Below are 20,856 nucleotides of genomic sequence, written 5' to 3' on the forward strand. Positions count from 1 at the left end.
GTCCATCAATAACGTGCAGTAAAGTTGACGAACCAACCCTTATGGTCGTAATCAAAGTTCGTCAGGTCATCACTAAACTCTGTGAAGTTGTAACCTGCACCGATACGAATGTTTTTTCCAATATCTCGATCGACACCGACCAGGAATCCCTGCCGAGTGCCACCATTATCTACATTGAGCCAACGATACTCAGCCAGCGCGTGCCAATTCTGGTAAAACTCAAAACGGACCTGTCCTGCAGCAAAAGTGGTGGACGAATCGAGCCAGTCACCGGTATTACGCCCAAAGCGAACTTCGCCCTCGCGCCGCGCCAGTTTGGCAGCCAGCTCCCAATGGTGGTCTAAGCGGTATACACCTTCAAATGCCAGCACTTGAGTCTTTTGGTCGTAGTCCACCTCACCCAACTGCCCCGGCGAGGCCAAGTCATAAAGATAGGTGTAACGCCCGAACAGCCCCCAACGACTGTTGCTCCAAGGCCGGTAGGCAAAACCAGCATTACCCTCAATGAACTTTGCTCCCTCAGACGAGTTCAGCTCGTCTTCGGTGTCAGCGTAGTTAAAGCGTGCAGCAATCCTCCAACTCTCATTGAGTTTATGGGATAGGCGATGGGTACTGACCCATTGTGTGCGCCGCTCAGCCCCACTATCGCGCCGCCATTCCAACTTGCTCTGCCAGTCAGTTTCGGGCGAAGTACGCCCGCCGGTCAGGCTAACCGAATTCCGGGATACCTCCTCGCCGATGCTGTTGGTCAGCTCGCCATCACTCAGGATTAAACCCAGGTTCCAACCAATTGCCGGGTAAAAGTCCATACCGAAGGTATGCGCCAGCCCTGACTCATCACGACTTCTGATGTGCTGACTTTCGTTGAACAAATTTACTTGGTTCGACAATCTCCAGCGCTGGCCGAAGGTCCAGCCGTTCTGGCGATTAGGGTTGAAGAGCGAGTCGTATTCGGTACTGTCGGTCGAGTAGGTATAGCCGCCGTAGAAGCTGTGCTGTGAAGTAAGCCGGTATTCGCCGTTGAGCGTCGCCGCATCACCGCGATCACCAGTGGTTATCTCAGTTCCCAGGGTCGACAGGTTGGCGAAATTGTAGCGCGCCGCCAGCGAATAAGCATCGTTGTCGGCGTAGTCACCATCATCGTTACTCAGGGTCATCTGGGTAGTGCCGGACACGTCCAGCGATGTACCGAATCGATGAGAATAACGCAGCGCACCCAAAAGGCCGGTGGCATCGCCTTCTCTGCGCTGCTCCTCAATACCGCGCACTTCAGCGCTCAGGGCACTGTTGTCACCAATACGCAACTCGCTGTTGAGGTGCGCTTGAGCCAGTGTTTCACCATCGCGCTCAGCCTCGCTATAACGGGCGTTGATACCGAGACCCGAGTTGAAATGGCCCAACAGCTCCGCGCCGTGCTCCTCGATATCGAGACCAGTGTCATGCCTTGAGATCGAGTAGCCACCGTCGACCTGCCGCCACCAAGTGGCGGCGCTCCACTCCTGCTCGGTCCAACCCAGCTCGCGGAAATTCACCCGTGATTCAACAGAACTGGCCTCGCCCTCGCGCAAGCCGTCCGGGTTAAGTCGGGAGAAACTCAAGCCGCCGTTGTCGGAGAAGAACACTGGCGCAATAGTGGACTCGGTCCGACTGTGTTCGAATTTCAGATAAGTGCCTTTGCCAAACTGCTGGGTAAGGTCGGCCCCCATCAGCGTGTAATCCTCACCGGCGCGGTTCTCGTCGATATAGGTAAGCCCTATTCCCACATGGTCACCAAACCAGTGCTTGGCACGCACACCTCCAGTGACCTCATCGGCATCGAAGCCCGATGGCACCCACTCGTAGTCCACCAATAGCCTCTGCTCGAATCCATCCAGTGGCGTGTCGCGGGTAATGAAAGGGATGTTTTCCCGGGTAATTTGCGACAGCGCCCGAGTCAGCAGGATACGGCCTTGCAGTTCATCAATCTCGTAGTCAGCACCGCGCTGTAGCTCGATGCGCCGCTCCACCAGCCCGGTTCCCGGGTCGCGCACCTCCAATACGACGTGATCTGAACCGGGCAGCACGTCGGTATGGCGCAGGTAATACAAGCTGCCGCCGGTACCGATGAATTCGCTGTGGCCGGGCGCGGTCTGCGCCTCGGAGCCGAATACTCGCAACTCGGTATCCGCATCCCCCCAAGGGTTGGCCGAACTTGAGCGCCAGTTCAGCCCTGCGCCATACAGCGAGCGCCCGTATTGCGCATATTCAGTGCCAGTGATTCCGGTGTAGTAATTGCCCCACAGCGCTTCGTTCTTGTCCCATTCGGCGCGCAGGTAGAACCGCCCCATAGTGTCGACGTCCCGGGAGGTGGTCGAATCGTCCCCGTAGGTCGGGTAGTACAGGTCCGGGTCCAGGCGCCGGAAGACATCCTGTGGGTCGGCCTGGGTAAATCCGTCGAATAGATCTTCCAGAGGCCGATCCTGGGTGTCTGCCTGGGCGGTGATCAGGTATTTGCCCTTCGTTTTGGCTTTTAGGTAGAACGCCAACCGGCCGTCACTGAGAAGGTCATCATCGCGGCCATCCAGCACCAAGTCGCGGCCGGGGCCACTGGCCCTGTTCTCTCGCACAGTTACATCGGCGATGCCCACACCGAAGAAGTAGCGCCCGCTCACTTCTATCGGCAGCTCGCGTTCGACAACGGAGCCCCCAGGACCTTCAAGCCTGACATCAAAGCGGTACTGGCCCACCGGCATCAGGTACTCGGCAACGAACTTCCGCTCCAGGTCGACCGGGTAGCTGTCGCCGTTGATCCACAGGGTGTGAGCAGCCGGAATATTGCGGCCCTGTATACGCACTCGCGATCCGTAAATCGGGATATTCTGGTAGCGCAGGTTACTCTCGTCGAACACATCGTCGATCAGGCGCTGGGTCTCAGCTTCCTCCTCGCTCAGCGCACTGCCGAAGGAGCGTTCAGTCGAACTTCGCAGGAGTTGTTGGCTGCGCTCAGCTTCGTCGGGGCGTACCAGTTGCAAGCGCTGGGGATAGGTCTCGTCAACATGCCCCTCGACATCAAACGCACGCAGTACATAGACCAATTCATCACCGACTCGAAACGGAATTTCCCGGGGCAACGCGCTATCCCACTGAGCCTCCACCACTGGAGCTAGATCAACCGCAACTTTTGCCAGCGGGCTGATCAAGTCGACGTCGGTGCTGCGGAACACTGCCAACTCCATACGCGAGACAAAGCTGCTGTAATTACTGCGCACGAAAAAACGCACCGGCCGGGTGATGGCGCCATTTTCGAATGGCACCATGGTGGGGGCCGACACCGACAAGTCGCGCCGGCCCAGTGTGGGATCTTCGGTAGCCCAGATTACGCCGTTATCAGGCAATGACACAGAGAACCGCCCCTGCGCTACAGCTCGTCCCGGCTTTTCCAATCCGATTGCGACCCTGCGATCAGGTTGCAGCTCCTCGGATGAGGACTGCTTGCTTGTGCCTACCGTAAGAGGCTCATCGTAACTGCGTGTACGCAGCTGGAATAGCAATCCATCACCGGTACGACAACCGTCGGCAGCGCACACCAGTTCCGGCGACACACCACTACTAACAGCGGTAATAGACGATCCATCAGCCGGTGACGGAGACAAACGCAGGCGCTGACCGGAGTAGATTTTGTAGGGGGAATCGATGCTATTCCAGCGCGCGAGTTCCTTTAAACTCACACCAGCACGGGCAGCGATAGCATATAAATAGTCGCCGCTCGCAACGGTATAAAAGTCATCGTTCATAAAACCCTTGGCATGCGGCGCTGCAGGGGCATGTTCGATGGTGGCGCCTTTTGGAGTGACATCGTTCAAGGCTGTCGCTTGCTTCGCCAGCCTCTTCTGAGGTGACACCGATGCACTCGGCGGCGGCGACAAACGCAACTGTTGTCCAGGATAGATTGTGTAAGGGGAATCAATGAGATTCCAGCTAGCGAGTTCAATTAAGCCCACACCGGCCCGGGCAGCAATACTAGATAAATAGTCACCACTGGCGACGGTATAGGATTCGCCATCCATCAAACCGCTGGCATGGGGGGGCACTATGGAGATAGGTTCCATAGTAGCGCCCGTATGCAATGGCTCGGAGCTTCCCGTCATGGTTACTGGTGTTTGCTGTGCAAGTACCTGTGCTGTACAACTGGCCAGATTACTGATCACGACGGCATAGAGTAATTTCATCTGCATGATCGGCCCCTTATTTATCTTCAGAAGTGACAGGCAAAGTGACAGACGCTGTCGGGTCATCACTGGACTCGACCCGTATCCGGGAACGCACTTCCGGGCTCAACCTCATAGCCAGGGCGTTGTACACAGACCTGGCCCTTCGCAAACCCAGGGCAATGTTGTATTGGTAACTGGCGCGCACATCGGTATGGCCCACCACTGCCACAACGCCACTACCCATTTCCTCCAGGTGGGCAGCCACGTTATCCAACAGCTCCTCAAACTCCGGTCGGATCTCGGAGCGGTCGGTGTCGAACAGCACCGTGCCCAGCAGTAGCTCACCCGCGCTGATACCACCGACCAACTCATGAACCTCGGTGCGCACGGTGACCCTCAACATCTGTGCGTGCTCTGCTTCAACCTGCTTGAGCAGCAGGTCGCGCACTGCGATCGCACGTTGAAAAGCAAGTGCCTGACTTCGTCCATCGGCAGTGATGACAACCTCGCCGCCACCGTAGGCATCCACCTCCTCAGCCATGCGGGCAATCGCCGGCCGGTACTCGGCGCGCACCTCCGCACTGCCCGGCGCAAAGATGACTTCCCCCAGCGCCAGCTCAACCTCCTCGGTACGGCCGGGCAACAGGGTTACCGGCAAATGAACACCGAAGTCGAAGCGCACTGGCACGCCCGGAGTAATCTTCCGTACCAGTGGATTTTCGGTGGTGAAAACTGTGTCTGGAGGCAGCGTGGATGGATCGACCTTGAGGATAAAATTGCGATAGCCGCGTTCGCCGCCTTGCACATCAACCAAGTGGTAACGGCCGTACTGATCCGTTTCAATCAGCACACCCTCCACGGATGCGAGGCGGACACCCGGCAGGCCACGCTCGTCTATGCCGGCGTTACTGATCACATAGTCAACGACCAGCCCCTCCTCACTCTGGAACAGGCGACGCTCCACTGTCGGTTCGGCGGCGTTAAGCCCCTGAGCTGCCTCACCGGATTTCTCAACCCAAGTGTTGCCGGCAGCGTCCATTCGAACGGTCACGCCCTGGTCGCTGGTAAGCACGAAGTCATCGGTAAATGCGGGCTCGACCAGACTATTTCGAATTACTATCTGGTGCCGCTCTACAGGATCACCCTCGGACTGGCGGGCTGTGATACGGCCCAGATTGATGCCCTGCAGCAAAGGCGCAGTAGCACCCGCCACCGGGGGAGCATAGGCACTGGATGCGAATCCACCCTGCACTCGCACTCCCGTCAGCGCAGCACTATCCATCCAGCCATCGGCGTCGCGGTCGTCAAACACCGTGCCGAAAATTAAACTGTCATCAAGCAGTGGACCCGTTTCGACCGTCACCTGCGCGGTGGCCACATTTGAGATTGAATCACCGGTGTCGCTTTGCACCACCGCCGAGTTAATTTGTGTACCGAGCCGAGCACCAGCGCCGACGCGCAGCACATAGGCAATGGTGGCCTGCTCACCCACATCAATGTCGAGGCCACCTATCCTGAGCGGGTAGCGACCGGCTGACAGCTCGAAGGCATCATCACCGTCATCCACGGTGATCGAGCCTTCGACATAGTTGAATCCCGGCGGCGGTGTATCGACCAGGGCTGCATCCGTCACGGGCACCACGCCGACGTTCTCGACGGTCAGCACGTAACGCACCAGGTCGCCGATCCGCGCAGATCCCACGCCCGCAGTCTTGACCAACCGCAATTCCAAGTGGTTGTCCACCGGGTGGCCGGTGTTACAAACGGTGCAATCGGGATCATCTCCGCCCCCGCCCGACGCGACCACGTTGTTGCTGATCGTATCGCCTGCATCGGGGTCCACGAGAGTCTGGTAGCTAAAGAGGTAGACACCTGGCGCAGTACCCACTGCCAAAGTGCACTCGAGACCACCAGACGCGACAAGACAGTTTCCGCCTGGTGGGGAGATGATGGAGTCCGTCAATAAACTCTGACCATCACTCAGGGTATCGGACAGGGTCAGCACTTCGGTGGTCGGACCATTGCTCACCGTCACGTTAAGCGTATAGGTGACTGTGTCACCTACCGTGACTTCAATACCATCTTCCGGATCTGAGGTTTTGCTTATTTGCACTCTCGGAAGTACCGGGTGCGATGTGCTACAGGTCTCGCAAACTCCGGTGTTGGGGACAACACTGTTATCAACTTCAGTGGTTGCGCTGTCGTTTAATGTGGCGGTGTAATCGAAAGTGTGCGAGCCGATGGCCGCACCCGCAGCCAGGGTGCAGGTGATCTCCTGCTCCGATGCTGAACAGCCACTTGGTAGAGGGCCGAGGTCAAGGCCCTCGTCCAGGGTGTCGGTCAGCACCACATCCCCATCGGTGACAGCATTGGCAACATCTACCGTCAGGGTATAGGACACAGTGTCACCCACCAGCACCGCCGTGCCACTGGCAGGGCTCGCGCTTTTGCTGACCAAGATCGTCGGATCGACCGGGTGGTTGGTGGTGCAGGTCCCGCAGTCTCCATTGTCAGTGACGACGCTATTGTCAACTTCGGTGGTCGCATCCTCGTTCACGGTAGCGGAGTAAGCGAAGGTGTATGAGCCAATGGCCGCGCCTGCAGTCAGGGTGCAGGTGATCTCCTGCCCCGACGCCGAACAGTCACTTGGCAGACTAGTAATATCAACGTCAAGGCCTTCACCCAGGGTGTCGGTCAGCACCACATCCCCGTCGGTGACAGCATTGCCGACATCCACTGTCAGGGTATAGGCCAGAGTGTCACCCACCGAGACCACCGTACCACTGACAGGAATCGCGCTCTTGCTAACTGAGATCGTCGGGTCGACCGGGTGATTGGTGCTGCAGGTCCCACAGTCTCCAGTGTCAGTAACGACACTGTTATCTACTTGGGTAGTCGCATCCTCGTTTACGGTGGCGGAGTAAGCGAAAGTATGCGAGCCAATGGCCGAGCCTGCAGTCAGGGTACAGGTGATTTCCTGGCCCGATGCCGAACAACCAGTTGGTAAAGGGCCAAGGTCAAGGCCCTGGTCCAGGGTGTCGGTCAGCACCACATCGCCGTCGGTGACAGCATTAGCGACATCTACCGTCAGGGTATAGGCCAGAGTGTCGCCCACCGAGACCGCCGTGCCACTGGCAGGACTCGCGCTCTTGCTAACTGAGATCGTCGGATCGACCGGGTGGTTGGTACTGCAAGTCCCACAGTCTCCAGTGTCAGTGACGACACTGTTATCTACAGCGGTGGTCGCATCCTCGCTCACGGTAGCGGAGTAAGCGAAGGTGTATGAGCCAATGGCCGCGCCTGCAGCCAGAGTGCAGGTGATCTCCTGCTCCGATGCCGAACAGCCACTTGGTAGAGGGCCGAGGTCAAGGCCCTCGTCCAGGGTGTCGGTTAGCACCACATCCCCATCGGTGACAGCATTGGCGACATCCACCGTCAGGGTATAGGACACAGTGTCACCCACCAACACCGCCGTGCCACTGGCAGGGCTCGCACTCTTGCTGACCAGGATCGTCGGATCGACCGGATGGTTGGTGGTGCAGGTCCCGCAGTCTCCATTATCAGTGACGACGCTATTATCTACTTCGGTGGTCGCATCCTCGCTCACGGTGGTGGAGTAATCGAAAGTGTACGAGCCGATGGCCGCGCCCGCAGCCAGCGTGCAGGTAATCTCCTGCCCCGACGCCGAACAGCCACTTGGCAGGCTGGTAATATCAACGTCAAGGCCTTCGCCCAGGGTGTCGGTCAGCACCACATCGCCGTCGGTGACAGCATTGGCAACGTCCACCGTCAGGGTATAGGCCAGAGTGTCGCCCACCGAGACCGCCGTGCCGCTGGCAGGGCTCGCACTTTTGTTGACTGAGATCGTCGGATCGACCGGGTGGTTGGTACTGCAAGTCCCACAGTCTCCAGTATCAGTGACGACACTGTTATCTACTTCGGTGGTCGCATCCTCGTTCACGGTGGCAGAGTAAGCGAAGCTGTGCGAGCCGATGGCTGCGCCCGCAGCCAGGGTACAGGTGATCTGCTGCCCCGATGCCGAACAACCAGTTGGTAGAGGGCCAAGGTCAAGGCCCTCATCCAGGGTGTCGGTTAGCACCACATCGCCGTCGGTGACAGCATTGGCAACGTCCACTGTCAGGGTGTAGGCCAGAGTGTCACCCACCGACACTGCCGTGCCGCTGGCTGGGCTCGCGCTTTTGTTGACTGAGATCGTCGGGTCGACCGGGTGGTTAGTGATACAAGTCCCGCAGTCTCCAGTGTCAGTGATGACACTGTTATCTACTTCGGTGGCCGCATCCTCGTTCACGGTAGCGGAGTAAGCGAAGGTGTATGAGCCAATGGCCGCACCCGCAGCCAGGGTGCAAGTGATCTGCTGCCCTGAGGCCGAACAGCCATTTGGCAAAGGGCCTGGGTCAAGGCCGTCATCCAGGGTGTCGGTCAGCACCACATCCCCGCCGGTGACAGCATTGGCGACATCCACCGTCAGGGTATAGGCCAAAGTGTCGCCGACCGATACCGCTGTACCACTGGCTGGGCTCGCACTCTTGTTGACTGAGATCGTTGGATCGACCGGGTGGTTGGTACTACAGGTCCCACAGTCTCCAGTGTCAGTGACGACACTGTTATCTACAGCGGTGGTCGCATCCTCGTTCACGGTAGCGGAGTAAGCGAAGGTGTATGAGCCAACGGCCGCGCCCGCAGCCAGGGTGCAAGTGATCTGCTGCCCCGATGCCGAACAGCCACTTGGCAAAGGACCTGGTTCAAGGCCGTCATCCAGGGTGTCGGTTAGCACCACATCACCGTCGGTGACAGCATTGGCAACGTCCACTGTCAGGGTATAGGCCAGAGTGTCGCCCACCGAAACCCCCGTGCCGCTGGCAGGGCTCGCACTCTTGTTGACTGAGATCGTCGGGGAGACCGGGAAAACTACGCTTGCGTTAACACAATTGGCGCCATCATTGGTATCAGCACCCCCGACATATTCAGTGCCTCTGATATCGGAGATCAGCGTACTTACCCCAGTTTGCGTATTAAACCGATAGAAACCTCCGCCATTGTAGACACCAAACACGCCGTTTGTTGCGCCAATCAGGGCACCAAACCCATCCGTAAGGTTCGCCCCGAATGTCCCGTTTCCAACCTGATTCGTCGCCCCTGTTCCAGGATTGATTTTGAACAACCGATCCCTATCACCAAATAAGCTTCGATTGCCGACAGCGTACAAAGAGCCTTTGTGCCATGCCAGATCCGCCGCCAAAAACGCGAAAGTCATTTTAACCTCACGTGCAGTGCGATCAGATATATCTATTCGATAGAGACTATTATTCACGCCATCAGCCCTGACGTAGTAGCGACCATCTGGATCGATTACACCTGAGACGTAGCCCACTGTATTAGTATTAGGGATTGGAAGCCCCTGAATAGGTGCTAGCCCCTGGACACTGCCATCCCGACCAATTCTTAACAGGACATTAGTCCTGCTCCTAATGGCATACAGATAATTGTCCGAAGGATTAAATGCGAGGCCGTTATAGACCACATTGTCAGCTCTTCCCAACGATATATCATCGATCGGTTTCGAACTCGTATCGAAACTTATTAACTCCATTGGGGGAGTGTCCTGCTGCTCAGCTTGTGCATGGTAAAGACTCGAATCACACCCAGGAAATGGCTGCACTTGTGCCTGCGTGCTCGCCGACCAACCCATCAAGCCATAGGCAATGGCCAACACAACACGGAGCACCTGCAAAACCCCTTTACCCAAAGATGCCACCGCCTTGCCGCAGCAAGACCTAACCGTGCATCCTCCCCCCCACAGAAAAGCCAACTGCCCGCTATACACTCTCATCAAACGTCTCCCCCAATCGTTTGCTGTTCAAACCGCGTATTCAGGTGCTTTTGCATTAAATAGCGGTGCCGTAGCACATTTTTATGCTGAGCAATCATGTGATTGAGCGAGGTACTCTCCGTGGAAAAAACATGGGTATAGGAATTCTTGCTATTCACACACAAATTAATACCGCAAATAACCATCTGTTTTAGGCGGACGGATTGTCGGTCTAATTTGATATGAACTGCAGTACCGAAATGATCAAAAAATGACTTAAACAAAAGAGATTGTTACTACCCCGGCAACTGGATATTGCGCCAATACCTACATAAATAAAGGTGAAAATTTCCATTTCGGCTGTGTAAGAAGAGAGTTCTATCTTAAAAGATCGCAGATACCCGTTGGTGCGCTTAAGCTATCAATCAATAAGCAAGTCGAACGATGCTGAAAAGGCCGTACTCTATCGTTTGAATAATGACAACCTGGAATGCCGGATGGCAGTAATCATCTATTCAGCGATAAGTGCATAACTTAATATAAGACCTGTTGGAAAATAAGGTACTGGATCAGCTGAAAACCCCTTGACCCGCAAATTAGCAATTGAACTAGTTAAACAAGATAGGCTAAAAAATGCTAATTCATACAACTCGTGAATACCTGCAAAAACTCATCGAATACCAGAAAACCTGCCAACAAGTAGAGTTGGAAAGTAGATATTTTGATTGGATTCAGTCAGCGGCCTATTAATTCTGCAAAACGTTATATGACTTTGGTACTAAATACCTGATTACATAGCGCCAAAGTTTTCAAAGCTTAGCTGGCGTGACATAAAAGAGAAATCGAACCACTTTATTTATCAGATTTATCTCCGAAGTTGAACTCAGATGAATACCTAAATTGTGACCTGAAAGCTGGAGCCCACAGAGAGAAATCCTCCTGCTAAAATAATTAAGCAGCATGTCGACATCCGGCTTTCGGCTTTCGGCTTTCGGATAGTCAAAAAATATTTCAGCTCTGAAAAATTCGCTGTATATCTTGAATATAAAATGTACTCAAAGGTCACAACATACGAAGCATGCTACATCCCAGCTGCCAGTGTTACCCTACATTTGTCGGGTTGTCCGCCCCGCCCTCCAAAATTAATATCCACCAAGTCACCAAAAGAAAAAACAATCTGTGGGAAATATGTCGAGGTCGGAACTTTCATACCAGAAATCCGTACCACTATTTTGACTAATTACGACATCAACCCCAGGTAAATAACTATTTCTAAGTCTGATACTGGGTCAAAGATTGTACATGGAGAGTTTCCCGAAACACAAAATGAGTCAGCTTAGTAACAAAAGTCACGAATTTCACTACAAATAGGGAGAAAATATAAATTCAGTCAAGACTTTTGCAAGCGTCAATAACGGGATCACGAATGGCAGCTTACCTATAACAGGCAACCCAACACTGGGGTTACTATTAAAATGAAAATTTTTCTGAAGATGCTTGGGGAATTAAGTGTTCTTCGCGATGGCGTAGCTGCGGATTTACCAGCCTCAAAAAGGACACGCGCTCTTCTTGCCTATCTTGCGAAGACCGCTAAACCACATCGTCGCGAACGCCTGTGTGAAGTTTTCTGGGAAACCCCAGATGATCCGCGCGGGGCGTTGCGCTGGTCATTGAGTAAGCTCCGCCCCTTGGTGAATGACACATCCACTGAACGACTAGTAGCAGACCGGGAACGCGCAGGCATTGCGGCTCCTGATATCGAAATCGATATCAACATCCTGAAAGAAAAGATCGTAGCCAAGAATTTAACACCTGTGGAGTTAGCCTCGCTTGCGGACAGCTTACAGCAACCCTTTCTGGATGGTATCGACTTGCCAGACCAGGAGTTATTCCAACAGTGGTTAACAGCAGAAAGACAAGAAATAATTCGTTTGCAAGGCAAAGTGCTAGCCCGACTGTCATCACATCCAGATATTAACCTCCATGAACGACTAAATAAGGCCCGTGAATGGGAAACCTTGGAACCACTCAACCCTAATGCTGCGACTCAACTTCTAACTCTACTGGATCGCCTTGGTCATACTTTTGAAGTCACAGCTTTAACTCATGATTTGGCAAGGCGGTTTCACAATGCGGGAATTACCTGGTCCCCAAATACACGGTCCGAGATCGAACTTACAAGAAAAGTGGTCGAAGAGAACAGTCCAACTACCACCGATGTCGACAAAGGTTCTAAAGCAAGTGACCTTATTGCTCGGCAAAAGATCCATTTTTGCACTTCAGATGATGGTGTACGCATCGCTTATTCTTCAGTGGGGGAAGGGCCGCCCATTATCAAGGCTGCTAATTGGCTCAGCCATCTTGAACATGACTGGGATGCCCCAATTTGGAGCCCCCTATTTCGCGATCTTGCTTCTGACCATCATTTTGTCCGCTATGACAAACGTGGAAATGGTCTTTCCGACTGGAATGTGGACAATATGTCCTTTGAAAAATTTGTGAGTGATCTTGAGACTGTTGTATCGGCTGTCAAAATCGACAAATTTGCCCTGCTCGGAATATCGCAAGGCGCAGCTGCTTCCATAGAGTACGCTGTCAGACACCCGGAACGAGTATCACATTTAATCCTGTTTGGGGGCTATGCCGCAGGCTGGCGAATAGATTCGACAGACGATATTCGCAGAGAGCACGAGGCATTGATAACTTTGACCGAGGTAGGCTGGGGAAAAGAAAATCCTGCATGTCGACAGATATTTTCATCTATCTTCATGCCCAGCGCCACGCCTGAAGAACTTTCTTGGTTCAATGAATTCCAGCGTTTAACGACATCCGCAGAAAACGCAGTTCGGTTTTTATCTATATCCGCTAATATTGATGTGCGTGAACGACTCAAGCAAGTGAAAGTACCAACCTTAGTAATTCACTCATTGGGAGACCAGCGTATTCCAGTCGAAACCGCTCGCGATATTGCCGCTACAATTCCCAATGCCGAATTCATAGGGCTGGATAGCAACGGGCATCTGCTACTGGGGCGAGAGGATGCATCAAAGATTTTTGTAGAGAGTGTACGAAATTTTATTGCTCGCAGCTCACAACAACCCTCAGAAAAAGAAGAGATATAAAGCCTTTAAAGAGGTTGTATAATACTACTTAGCATCAAGTAATAACTCCTACTCTATCATGCTGCAAGTAAATCATCTTGCAGCATGATAAACAATTCATTTGATAACATCCTCCCCCGGATTACCTTTATCCTATCAATCCATTACAAATTAAAAGTTATCCTTGGCGACATCTTATTGCCGCATTCAATAAAGCACGTAACTGAGCTGGTGGGGCAGTCGGAGACAGGGTAATCCAATTGTCCGGCAAATTAGTATCAGAGTCACAGGTGCAGGCTGCCAAGATTTCCTGAGCCAGCGCACTTGCCTCATCTGAAGATAGAGACGAATTTTTGAGAGTGGCATATTCACACAGCAATATGGAGAGGGGGGCGTTGGATTGACAAACATCCTCTACCGAAGTAAATGTCAATACTGGACAGCGCCACTTTTGCAAACAATGAGAAAGCGTATCCTTAAGGTCATCATCTTGAAAAACCAACGCAACTACAGGTAGGTCCTCTTTTGGCTCAGTTTCCTTTTCATCCTTCATCGAAACATGTTCAAGTCTAGGTACGCAAATCGAAAAATTACTCCCACTTCCAGGGATGGATTTAATTTCCACAGGATGATTCAACAATTCAGAAATAAGTTTGACAATGGATAGGCCGATACCAGAACCACTAGAATCCGATGAGTCTCTACCTGACCGTTGATAAATCTCAAAAATTCGCTTCAGATCTTCATTGTCAATGCCACATCCGGTATCCGTAACATGAATAACAACATTATTTCCTTGCCGCCGGCAGCCAATAACCACCTTACCTTCGTCCGTATATTTGATCGCATTGGTAATCAAATTACGTAGCATCCTTTCTAGCAGTATTGGGTCGCTTAGGACCTGTAGGGAGCATGGCTGAAACTTCAATTGAATGGATTTGGCTTCCGCCAGTATCTGCATCTCACTCTGAAGTTGAGAGAAAAGACTTGTCAACTGTATTGATTTAACTTCAGGTATTATACCCCCATATTCTAGTTTGCATAAATCAATGATGGAATGAAAAGATCCACTCATCTGGTGGTGCGTATGTTTCAATTGTTCAAAAATCATTTTTCCATCCACACCATGAACGTGTGGGTTCAAGTGCTCCAGGAAAATACCCATTGAATAGAGTGGCTGGCTCAAGTCGTGACTGCTCTGCGCAATGAAACGAGACTTTTCATGACTAAGCTGTTCCATTTTCAGCTTTTCCATATACAAAGCTTTTATACGCAGTATTAGTGCAATCGCCTGTATAAGCATATGCAAAATCTGGATATAGAGAACTTGAATCATTTCATAATGCTCATTGATATCCTCAATAGAATTGGAAGGCCGATCAACAACTAATGTTATTTCCAAAATAAACATTATCAGCAGAGGCCACCCACAAATATAAATCGTGTAATAATGACCATCACTGCGAACCTTGGAAATACCAGAGATTAGGATAAGCAGCCATACAAATATTGAATTGAAGATATATAGAACTGTACTTTCTTTAAATGAAATCATGGTACTAGCTACTGCAACAGACACTGTTATCAGGACCGCCACCACAAACGCACAATTCCATATTCCAGAACTACGCTTGATTTGTAGGAAACTTGCAGAAAATGCCAATAGAGATAAAAGTGACGAACTAACTAACAACCAAAACAGAGTTGCTTTTTCATAAGTTGACTGCCATAAAATAGCTGGCATACAGCTAAATTCTATGTAGTAGATCAGCATTAAGAGAGAGGAGAGAGACCCCCAAAAGAAGGTCATTTCTGCCATTAATAGCCAACAAAGAAAGCCTAGCAGGATGAATCCAAGAATAATGCCGATCATTATTTTAAATACATAATCCATCTGCAAATTCCAGAGCCTGTATTGTTGTTCTCCCATCAATGCCAAGTATGGATAGCCAGTAGTAAATTTAGCATTCAGCTCAATAACCAATAAATAGGATTCATCCTTTTTTAGCTTGATATTTACTGCACGACCTATAGTACTGATGTCAGTAGAGTCAAGATAGTCAGTATCTCTTAGGGTATGAACAACCTGCCCATCTCTTCCCCTGATCAATACCCTAAATTGCTGAAAGTCGAAATTTCTAATGTGCAATACCCAGTCACTATTTTCTGAATAATTGACTATATTAGCATAGAGCCAAAATCGGTCGTGTTGCTCAAAGTCCGGAGTCTGACCAAATGCTTTCCCCTGGGGAACAAGATCCGGAGCATTTTCTAATAACAAACCTTCTGAAGCGACGATGAAATCAGAAGAATGATTAAGGGAGCCCAATCTGTAGCGAGTATCAGGTTTAGTTAACTTTATAGGTGAGAAGAATTCAGCCGTGTGCTCTGTGGAATACTGCCTGCTTACTTGGGAAGAGCTAAGCCCCATTACCAATACTACCAAGAATATGATCAGGAATAGATTAAGTTTATTTGTAGGTGGACACATTACCTTGCGAGTCACGCTACCTCCGAAAGAAACTGCTAAATAATTCGATGCGAAACTAAGTTGATAAGAGGTGGGCTACCATCTTAAGAGAAGAGGATGGAAAAGTAGATATGTAGTATATTTGGGACCACTTGGCTAATCGGAACTGTCCGTTTTCCACGCTTATAAAGTCTGTATTCTCCGTCGAATGCAGTCGAATGAGATGATTGGTATTTTTATTAGCTCCTCTCTTCCAAGATGAATATACATAGGGGAGAAAGTCATTAGCTTCTAAGCCTTTTGCAATCGTTTGAAAAACTCTGAATTTAAAACGTACCATGTGGCTAATCGGTACTTTAACCAACAATTCTGAATAATTACTTTTTAATTTAACAAAAACAGCAAATAACAACTTGCTCTCAACCATGGTCAGCAACGCCCTTATACATCCCTTACCTGTTACAGTAGCATCTTCCCTATTGCACTTACCATAGACTCTGCAATATGATTTTGATGCAATTCTCAAATTAGTACATAAGTCATCACTACTTGCCCAATCTGAGTAAATTAGCAAGTAGACCATATCGTAGTCTTTATATCTCTTTAAATAGCTTGCTGCCTGTTGGGGACTTAACTCCTTAGAGCTAGTGTATCTATTCGTTGCAGCATACCTTCTGTTACTTTCCGTATCTTATACCCTTACAGGCGTCAAAAATACGTAAGCCTGTGTACTTTTTCTAGACGATTCCGCCCAATTCAACATTGCCTTGTAACTCTAGCCCAATCATCGAATGTTACCTTCCTAGCAGTTCTACTGTTATTCTCTAAAGTTGTCCGGCTTTTTTAGGCTGTAAACTTGATATCGATCATTCTCGTTCAGTGGGTAGTAGCTCATAAGAACCAATCGCATTTATTAACTAAACCAAGAGTATTTCTAATCACGAAAACCCTACTCCAAGCCAAAAACACTGACTGCTCTATAGCCCCAAGACAGAACATCTAGAAGTTCTAGTATCCTCAAGATGCCTCAAGAGTTTATTCTATAACTACAAATCATTCTATCCTATGCAAACAGTAGACAGGCAAAAGTAGAAAGAGCTAAGTAAATGACTTTTAAAGTACTTATAGTCGAAGATCATGAACTCTACCGGGATGCATTGTTCTTTACATTGCAAGAGACATTTCCCAATATCCAGGTTATCAAAGCGGGTGACTTCCCTACAGCCACAACCGCCTTGGAAAATCATAATGATATAAACCTTATCCTGTTGGATATCCACATTCCCGGAACCAGTGGACTCAAAGGCCTTAAAGAAATAAAAACCCGATATCCAGCTCTGCCACTAGTTGTCATTTCCACTATCGATCAACAAGCCAGCATTCAACAGATGCTGCTGTTGGGTGCTGATGGTTTTATTTCAAAAGCAAGCTCTAAAACTACAATAATCAAAGCATTGAATAGTTTTATGGAAGGTGAGGTTGTCATAATAGAGGGACCTAGTAATTCTAGCTCTCCAATACTTTCTCCTCGCCAGATTACTACCCTGGAGTTTCTTTCTCTCGGCCTGTCAAACAAAGAAATAGCTACTCAACTCAACATCTCCCCCTCCACCGTCAGAGAATATGTTTCAGATTTACTAACACTGTTTAACTGTAGTAATCGAACACAAACAGTCCTAAAAGCCCGCCAATTAGGATTTATTTTAGATTGATCTATCTCTTGATGAAGGTAATATGCCCTTTCCATAAAGGAGTGCGAGAGGGTTCTGCACTGGGCTCGCTCAGTGTCACAAAGCTCGTCAAGCAGAGTCCCAGCACTATACAGATAATCGACAATATTCTTTAGAAAAATTGGGAGGAAGCTGTTAAGGCTGCTGCACCACGACACTCCAGCATGTGGAGGGAGAGGATTTTTAGCATCTCATCGAATGAGACAACACCGGCAGGGCATCACACTAGCGTTTTGAACAGCACAACCGCGAAAGTCATTAAATGGCAAAAACGTCAGTGAAGCCCTGCCGGAACAAAAGGTGGTAAGTCGTCGCTAACTTTTCATATGCTCCAGCATATAAGTTAGAACTTCGTCTCGGTCATCTACCAACTTTTCTATCAGGTCAAGATGATCCCGATTATTCGCTAATTTGAAATAACAGGGGTTATCCATTTTTAGCATTTTCTCCTGATACTCTTTCGTCTGCCGAAAAAACTCTGGCGTATCAAATTCAGGCACAATTAAATGCAGCGGGCATTCAGTTGTGTCAATACCAGGCTCTAACAGTTGGGGGCTTACTTTTTCGGCGGATTCCATCGACATATTGATGGCGTCATTGACAAAACTATTGACCAGTGGGCGAATGTCAAATAGCCCCGCCAGGGAAAATGCACCTTTAAACTTACTTTGAGCAGATGCCGGTACGCCAAATTGACTCCAGTCCGTCTGATGCAGCAGTGCTACCAGTTGGCCACCTGCCGAATGCCCTACGATGTAGACAGATGGAGCCCCTTTTTCATCGGCCTCTTTCAGCACGCTCGCCACTGCCCACTGTACCTGCGAGACAATAGACTCCATAGGAGTATCATTTTCCCAATCCGGGGCCATATGGTAACCCGGCATATAGACCGCAAACCCCTCTTTATTAAAAGGCTCGGCCAGAAAAGAAAACTGCTCTTTTGAAAACCACTGCCACCAGCCACCGTGAATATAAATTACGACCGGTGCATCCTCAGCAACTTCGTCTGACCTGAAAACATCCATCGAGCCAGCTAAATCACCTTCCCCAAAATTGACAGTTTGCAAACCACCCTTAATCGCGTTGCGATATGCCGAGCTACGACTGCCAGTAAACTCAGCATGAGAAGGCAGCAGCAGATCGGTTGGAAGGCGGCGGGTCCACAACGTAGGGTTATATTGCTCGTCCGTTTTCTCACGGGTAAAGCTATTCCAAAATTCACTCACGGCTAGCACCCTTACTTTTCGCTAGGATTTATAGCTTCGAACTGGTCATCACGCAGTAGCATAGTTCCGTCCTCCTGAAGGACCCAGAGTTCACGAGTAATGACACCTTCTGCGTTGTTCATTTTCCAATTACTTGAGAGTACGGTTGAGACTTCATCCACTACTTCAATTTTTGCGCCAATATAGGTCACATCTGCAAAACCCTGATCTACCAGATTTTGCCAGAAAGCTTGTATATTCTTTCGACCTTCGAACAGACCAAAGGGTTTGGCAGTCATCTGAGCCCGCTCTTCATACATGGATGCACACCCAGCTGCATTGCCACTATTGAAGTAAGACTTCCACTGTTCACTGGCAGCTTTTGTTTTCTCAATCAGAATGTCGCTCATATCAAAATCCTCTTCTGTAATAGGTAACGACCTTGTGCCTATAGATTGCCCCATGGCCATGGTTGTGATAAACATCCATTAATTGATATTAGTGTTTAGGAAAATTAAACAATGAAGCCAAGCCTGGAGGATATGCAGGTATTCCTAGCTGTTGTAGAGGCGCGCAGCTTCACACTGGCAGCCGACCGCCTGGAGCGCACCAAATCGGCAGTAAGCCAAGCAGTTACCCGGTTGGAGTCTGATATCGGCACCCGCTTGCTTTACCGCAGTACCCGCTCCCTATCTCTCACCGAGGCCGGCTCAGAGTTTTACGCCCATTGCCGGGAGATCAAAGATATTTATAACTCAGCAATAGCGGGTCTTAGGAATAGCGGTGACAAATTGGCGGGCTCCCTATCGGTAACAGCGCCTCACGCACTGTGCGAGCCAGTAATTATTCCTGCAATCATTAAGCTGGCCGAGCAGCACCCGCAACTGAGAATCAGGCTGTTAGCCAATGACTCCCCCATGGATTTGATTGAATCGCAGGTAGACCTGGCCATTCGCGTAGGCAGTCTTGCACTTCAATCGGCTAAAGTTTCAAAGTTAGGATTGTTAGGAGAAAGCCTCTACGCCAGCCCGCAGCTTATTGAAAAGCTATGTGGCATTCCCTCAGACCTTACTGAACTACAAAATTGGCCGCATATCGCTAATGATTGGCAGGGCATGCCATTAAAGTATGAATTGAAAAATGGGATTCAGGTAAAGGCCACGCCTAAGGTTCGCTGTAACTCCTTACACGATATAGTACAGTTAACCGAAGCCGGAATTGGGATTGCCAGGTTGCCCGATATTATCGCTCGAAAAAAAGTGGATACCGGCACACTTTGCCCTATAACATCTGTTGCCGCTGCGCCCATCCATTATATGCATCTGTTTTCCAAAAGGCCGCCAACAAAAGTACAGACTTTTATTAAGGCTATTAAATCCCAATTGCAAACCTGTAGTAAAAATTAATGGTAGAGAAAGGTTTAGTCTATTTATAACTGTCAAGCTAACCTCATAGCAGCCCAAATAGACCTGCATTTGAAACTTTAGAAATTCACTCTATCGGGAGCTACCTGCAGCCTGTTAACTCAATGGGTACAAAGGGGGGGTACCCATTTAACAAAGAAATGCAAAGATGAATTGGTGGTATAGGCTGAATAGATATTTTACCAGGCAACTCCATATTTAAATGACCAGAGCTGCAAGCTCCAGTCATTTAAACAACTGAGTTCTAACCCAGCCTTCAATTCCAATCAATTGCAGCGGAAATACTTAAACGTAGAATCCTGGGTATAACGCACTAGTACCTTTCCGCCAGATGTCAGAGAGTACACCTCCTCTGACTTCCAAGCTTCTCCTTCACCTTGCATATTGAAAACCAGATGAAGATTGCCATCACTTTGGCTAGCAGACATCAACTGGCCTGAAGACTCCGTAAATTGAATACGACTACCTGCCAGAGTCATCGAGTCGGCCGATGAAGAAGCGTTACAGGATTCCTCGGTTCCAGCCCATTGTCCCTGATACTTAGGAGGTACAGTGGACATTGCACAAGCCTGGATTAATCCGATTCCCAGCAACACACAGAAAAAAGAGAGAGATCTCATTCAAGCAATCCAATAACGTATATAATAAGAAAAATTAAGGATATAAGAACCTTACAGTATATCTAGTACTTACGTCTCAAATAAATCCCACCATTAGCTAAAACCGTGAAATAGTCACCAAACGACAAAGGATTTTAGGGCTTGGTATTGCTTCACTTTACACAAACAAACACTTCCCAATTTTATTAATAATTCTCTCAAGGTTACTTACAGGATTCCGGGTTAGATAACAGGTTTTGATTAATACTCAATTAATATCCTAGGTGCGCCCCCAAAAACCATCACT

The 20,856-nt window shown here is 49.8% G+C and carries 10 protein-coding genes; 3 read left to right on the top strand and 7 right to left on the bottom strand.

All coding sequences use genetic code 11. The features are described from left to right. Positions 1-5 precede the first annotated feature (5 nt). Positions 6-4,214 (bottom strand): LysM peptidoglycan-binding domain-containing protein, encoded by a 4,209-nt coding sequence (locus tag ACJJI3_RS10715; RefSeq protein ID WP_444942429.1) that lies wholly within the window; start codon positions 4,212-4,214, stop codon positions 6-8. A 10-nt stretch (positions 4,215-4,224) separates the two neighbouring features. Continuing rightward, entirely contained in the window at positions 4,225-10,041 is a 5,817-nt protein-coding gene (locus ACJJI3_RS10720) for a DUF6923 family protein (protein WP_444942430.1), read from the bottom strand. 1,454 nt (positions 10,042-11,495) lie between these two features. On the opposite strand from ACJJI3_RS10720, the gene ACJJI3_RS10725 reads away from it, so the two are divergent. Further along, the gene (locus ACJJI3_RS10725; RefSeq protein ID WP_444942431.1) at positions 11,496-13,142 is read left to right on the top strand and encodes a bifunctional AfsR/SARP family transcriptional regulator/alpha/beta hydrolase; all 1,647 of its coding nucleotides are present in this window, start codon (positions 11,496-11,498) and stop codon (positions 13,140-13,142) included. A 157-nt stretch (positions 13,143-13,299) separates the two neighbouring features. Here ACJJI3_RS10725 and ACJJI3_RS10730 read toward each other — a convergent pair whose 3' ends face one another. Together ACJJI3_RS10730 and ACJJI3_RS10735 are read right to left on the bottom strand one after the other, a co-directional pair. After that, positions 13,300-15,627, bottom strand: coding sequence for a sensor histidine kinase (locus ACJJI3_RS10730; RefSeq protein ID WP_444942432.1), 2,328 nt, complete (start codon positions 15,625-15,627; stop codon positions 13,300-13,302). A 40-nt stretch (positions 15,628-15,667) separates the two neighbouring features. Next, positions 15,668-16,018, bottom strand: a complete 351-nt coding sequence (locus tag ACJJI3_RS10735) for a hypothetical protein (protein ID WP_444942433.1) — start codon at positions 16,016-16,018, stop codon at positions 15,668-15,670. A 679-nt stretch (positions 16,019-16,697) separates the two neighbouring features. Here ACJJI3_RS10735 and ACJJI3_RS10740 point away from each other — a divergent pair. Then, positions 16,698-17,303 carry a response regulator gene (locus ACJJI3_RS10740; RefSeq protein ID WP_444942434.1) on the top strand — a complete coding sequence of 202 codons (606 nt, stop codon included), beginning with the start codon at positions 16,698-16,700 and terminating at the stop codon, positions 17,301-17,303. A gap of 332 nt (positions 17,304-17,635) precedes the next feature. Here ACJJI3_RS10740 and ACJJI3_RS10745 read toward each other — a convergent pair whose 3' ends face one another. Together ACJJI3_RS10745 and ACJJI3_RS10750 are read right to left on the bottom strand one after the other, a co-directional pair. After that, positions 17,636-18,547 (bottom strand): alpha/beta hydrolase, encoded by a 912-nt coding sequence (locus tag ACJJI3_RS10745; protein WP_444942435.1) that lies wholly within the window; start codon positions 18,545-18,547, stop codon positions 17,636-17,638. 11 nt (positions 18,548-18,558) lie between these two features. Next, positions 18,559-18,936, bottom strand: a complete 378-nt coding sequence (locus ACJJI3_RS10750; RefSeq protein ID WP_444915837.1) for a Cif family virulence factor — start codon at positions 18,934-18,936, stop codon at positions 18,559-18,561. A gap of 111 nt (positions 18,937-19,047) precedes the next feature. Between ACJJI3_RS10750 and ACJJI3_RS10755 the strand changes: the two genes are divergently transcribed. Then, positions 19,048-19,932: a LysR family transcriptional regulator gene (locus ACJJI3_RS10755; RefSeq protein ID WP_444906062.1), complete on the top strand. Its 885-nt coding sequence runs from the start codon at positions 19,048-19,050 to the stop codon at positions 19,930-19,932. 284 nt (positions 19,933-20,216) lie between these two features. Here the strand turns inward: ACJJI3_RS10755 and ACJJI3_RS10760 are convergent, their stop codons facing one another. Continuing rightward, entirely contained in the window at positions 20,217-20,510 is a 294-nt protein-coding gene (locus ACJJI3_RS10760) for a hypothetical protein (protein WP_413664818.1), read from the bottom strand. Positions 20,511-20,856 lie beyond the last annotated feature (346 nt).

Source organism: Microbulbifer maximicatervae (SeqCode), assembly GCF_052466985.1.

Excerpts from the sequence above, each read along its gene's own strand:
- ACJJI3_RS10715 (WP_444942429.1), bottom strand. The coding sequence starts at position 4,214 with ATGCAGATGAAATTACTCTATGCCGTCGTGATCAGTAATCTGGCCAGT.
- ACJJI3_RS10720 (WP_444942430.1), bottom strand. The coding sequence starts at position 10,041 with ATGAGAGTGTATAGCGGGCAGTTGGCTTTTCTGTGGGGGGGAGGATGC.
- ACJJI3_RS10725 (WP_444942431.1), top strand. The coding sequence starts at position 11,496 with ATGAAAATTTTTCTGAAGATGCTTGGGGAATTAAGTGTTCTTCGCGAT.
- ACJJI3_RS10735 (WP_444942433.1), bottom strand. The coding sequence starts at position 16,018 with ATGGTTGAGAGCAAGTTGTTATTTGCTGTTTTTGTTAAATTAAAAAGT.
- ACJJI3_RS10740 (WP_444942434.1), top strand. The coding sequence starts at position 16,698 with ATGACTTTTAAAGTACTTATAGTCGAAGATCATGAACTCTACCGGGAT.
- ACJJI3_RS10750 (WP_444915837.1), bottom strand. The coding sequence starts at position 18,936 with ATGAGCGACATTCTGATTGAGAAAACAAAAGCTGCCAGTGAACAGTGG.
- ACJJI3_RS10755 (WP_444906062.1), top strand. The coding sequence starts at position 19,048 with ATGAAGCCAAGCCTGGAGGATATGCAGGTATTCCTAGCTGTTGTAGAG.
- ACJJI3_RS10760 (WP_413664818.1), bottom strand. The coding sequence starts at position 20,510 with ATGTCCACTGTACCTCCTAAGTATCAGGGACAATGGGCTGGAACCGAG.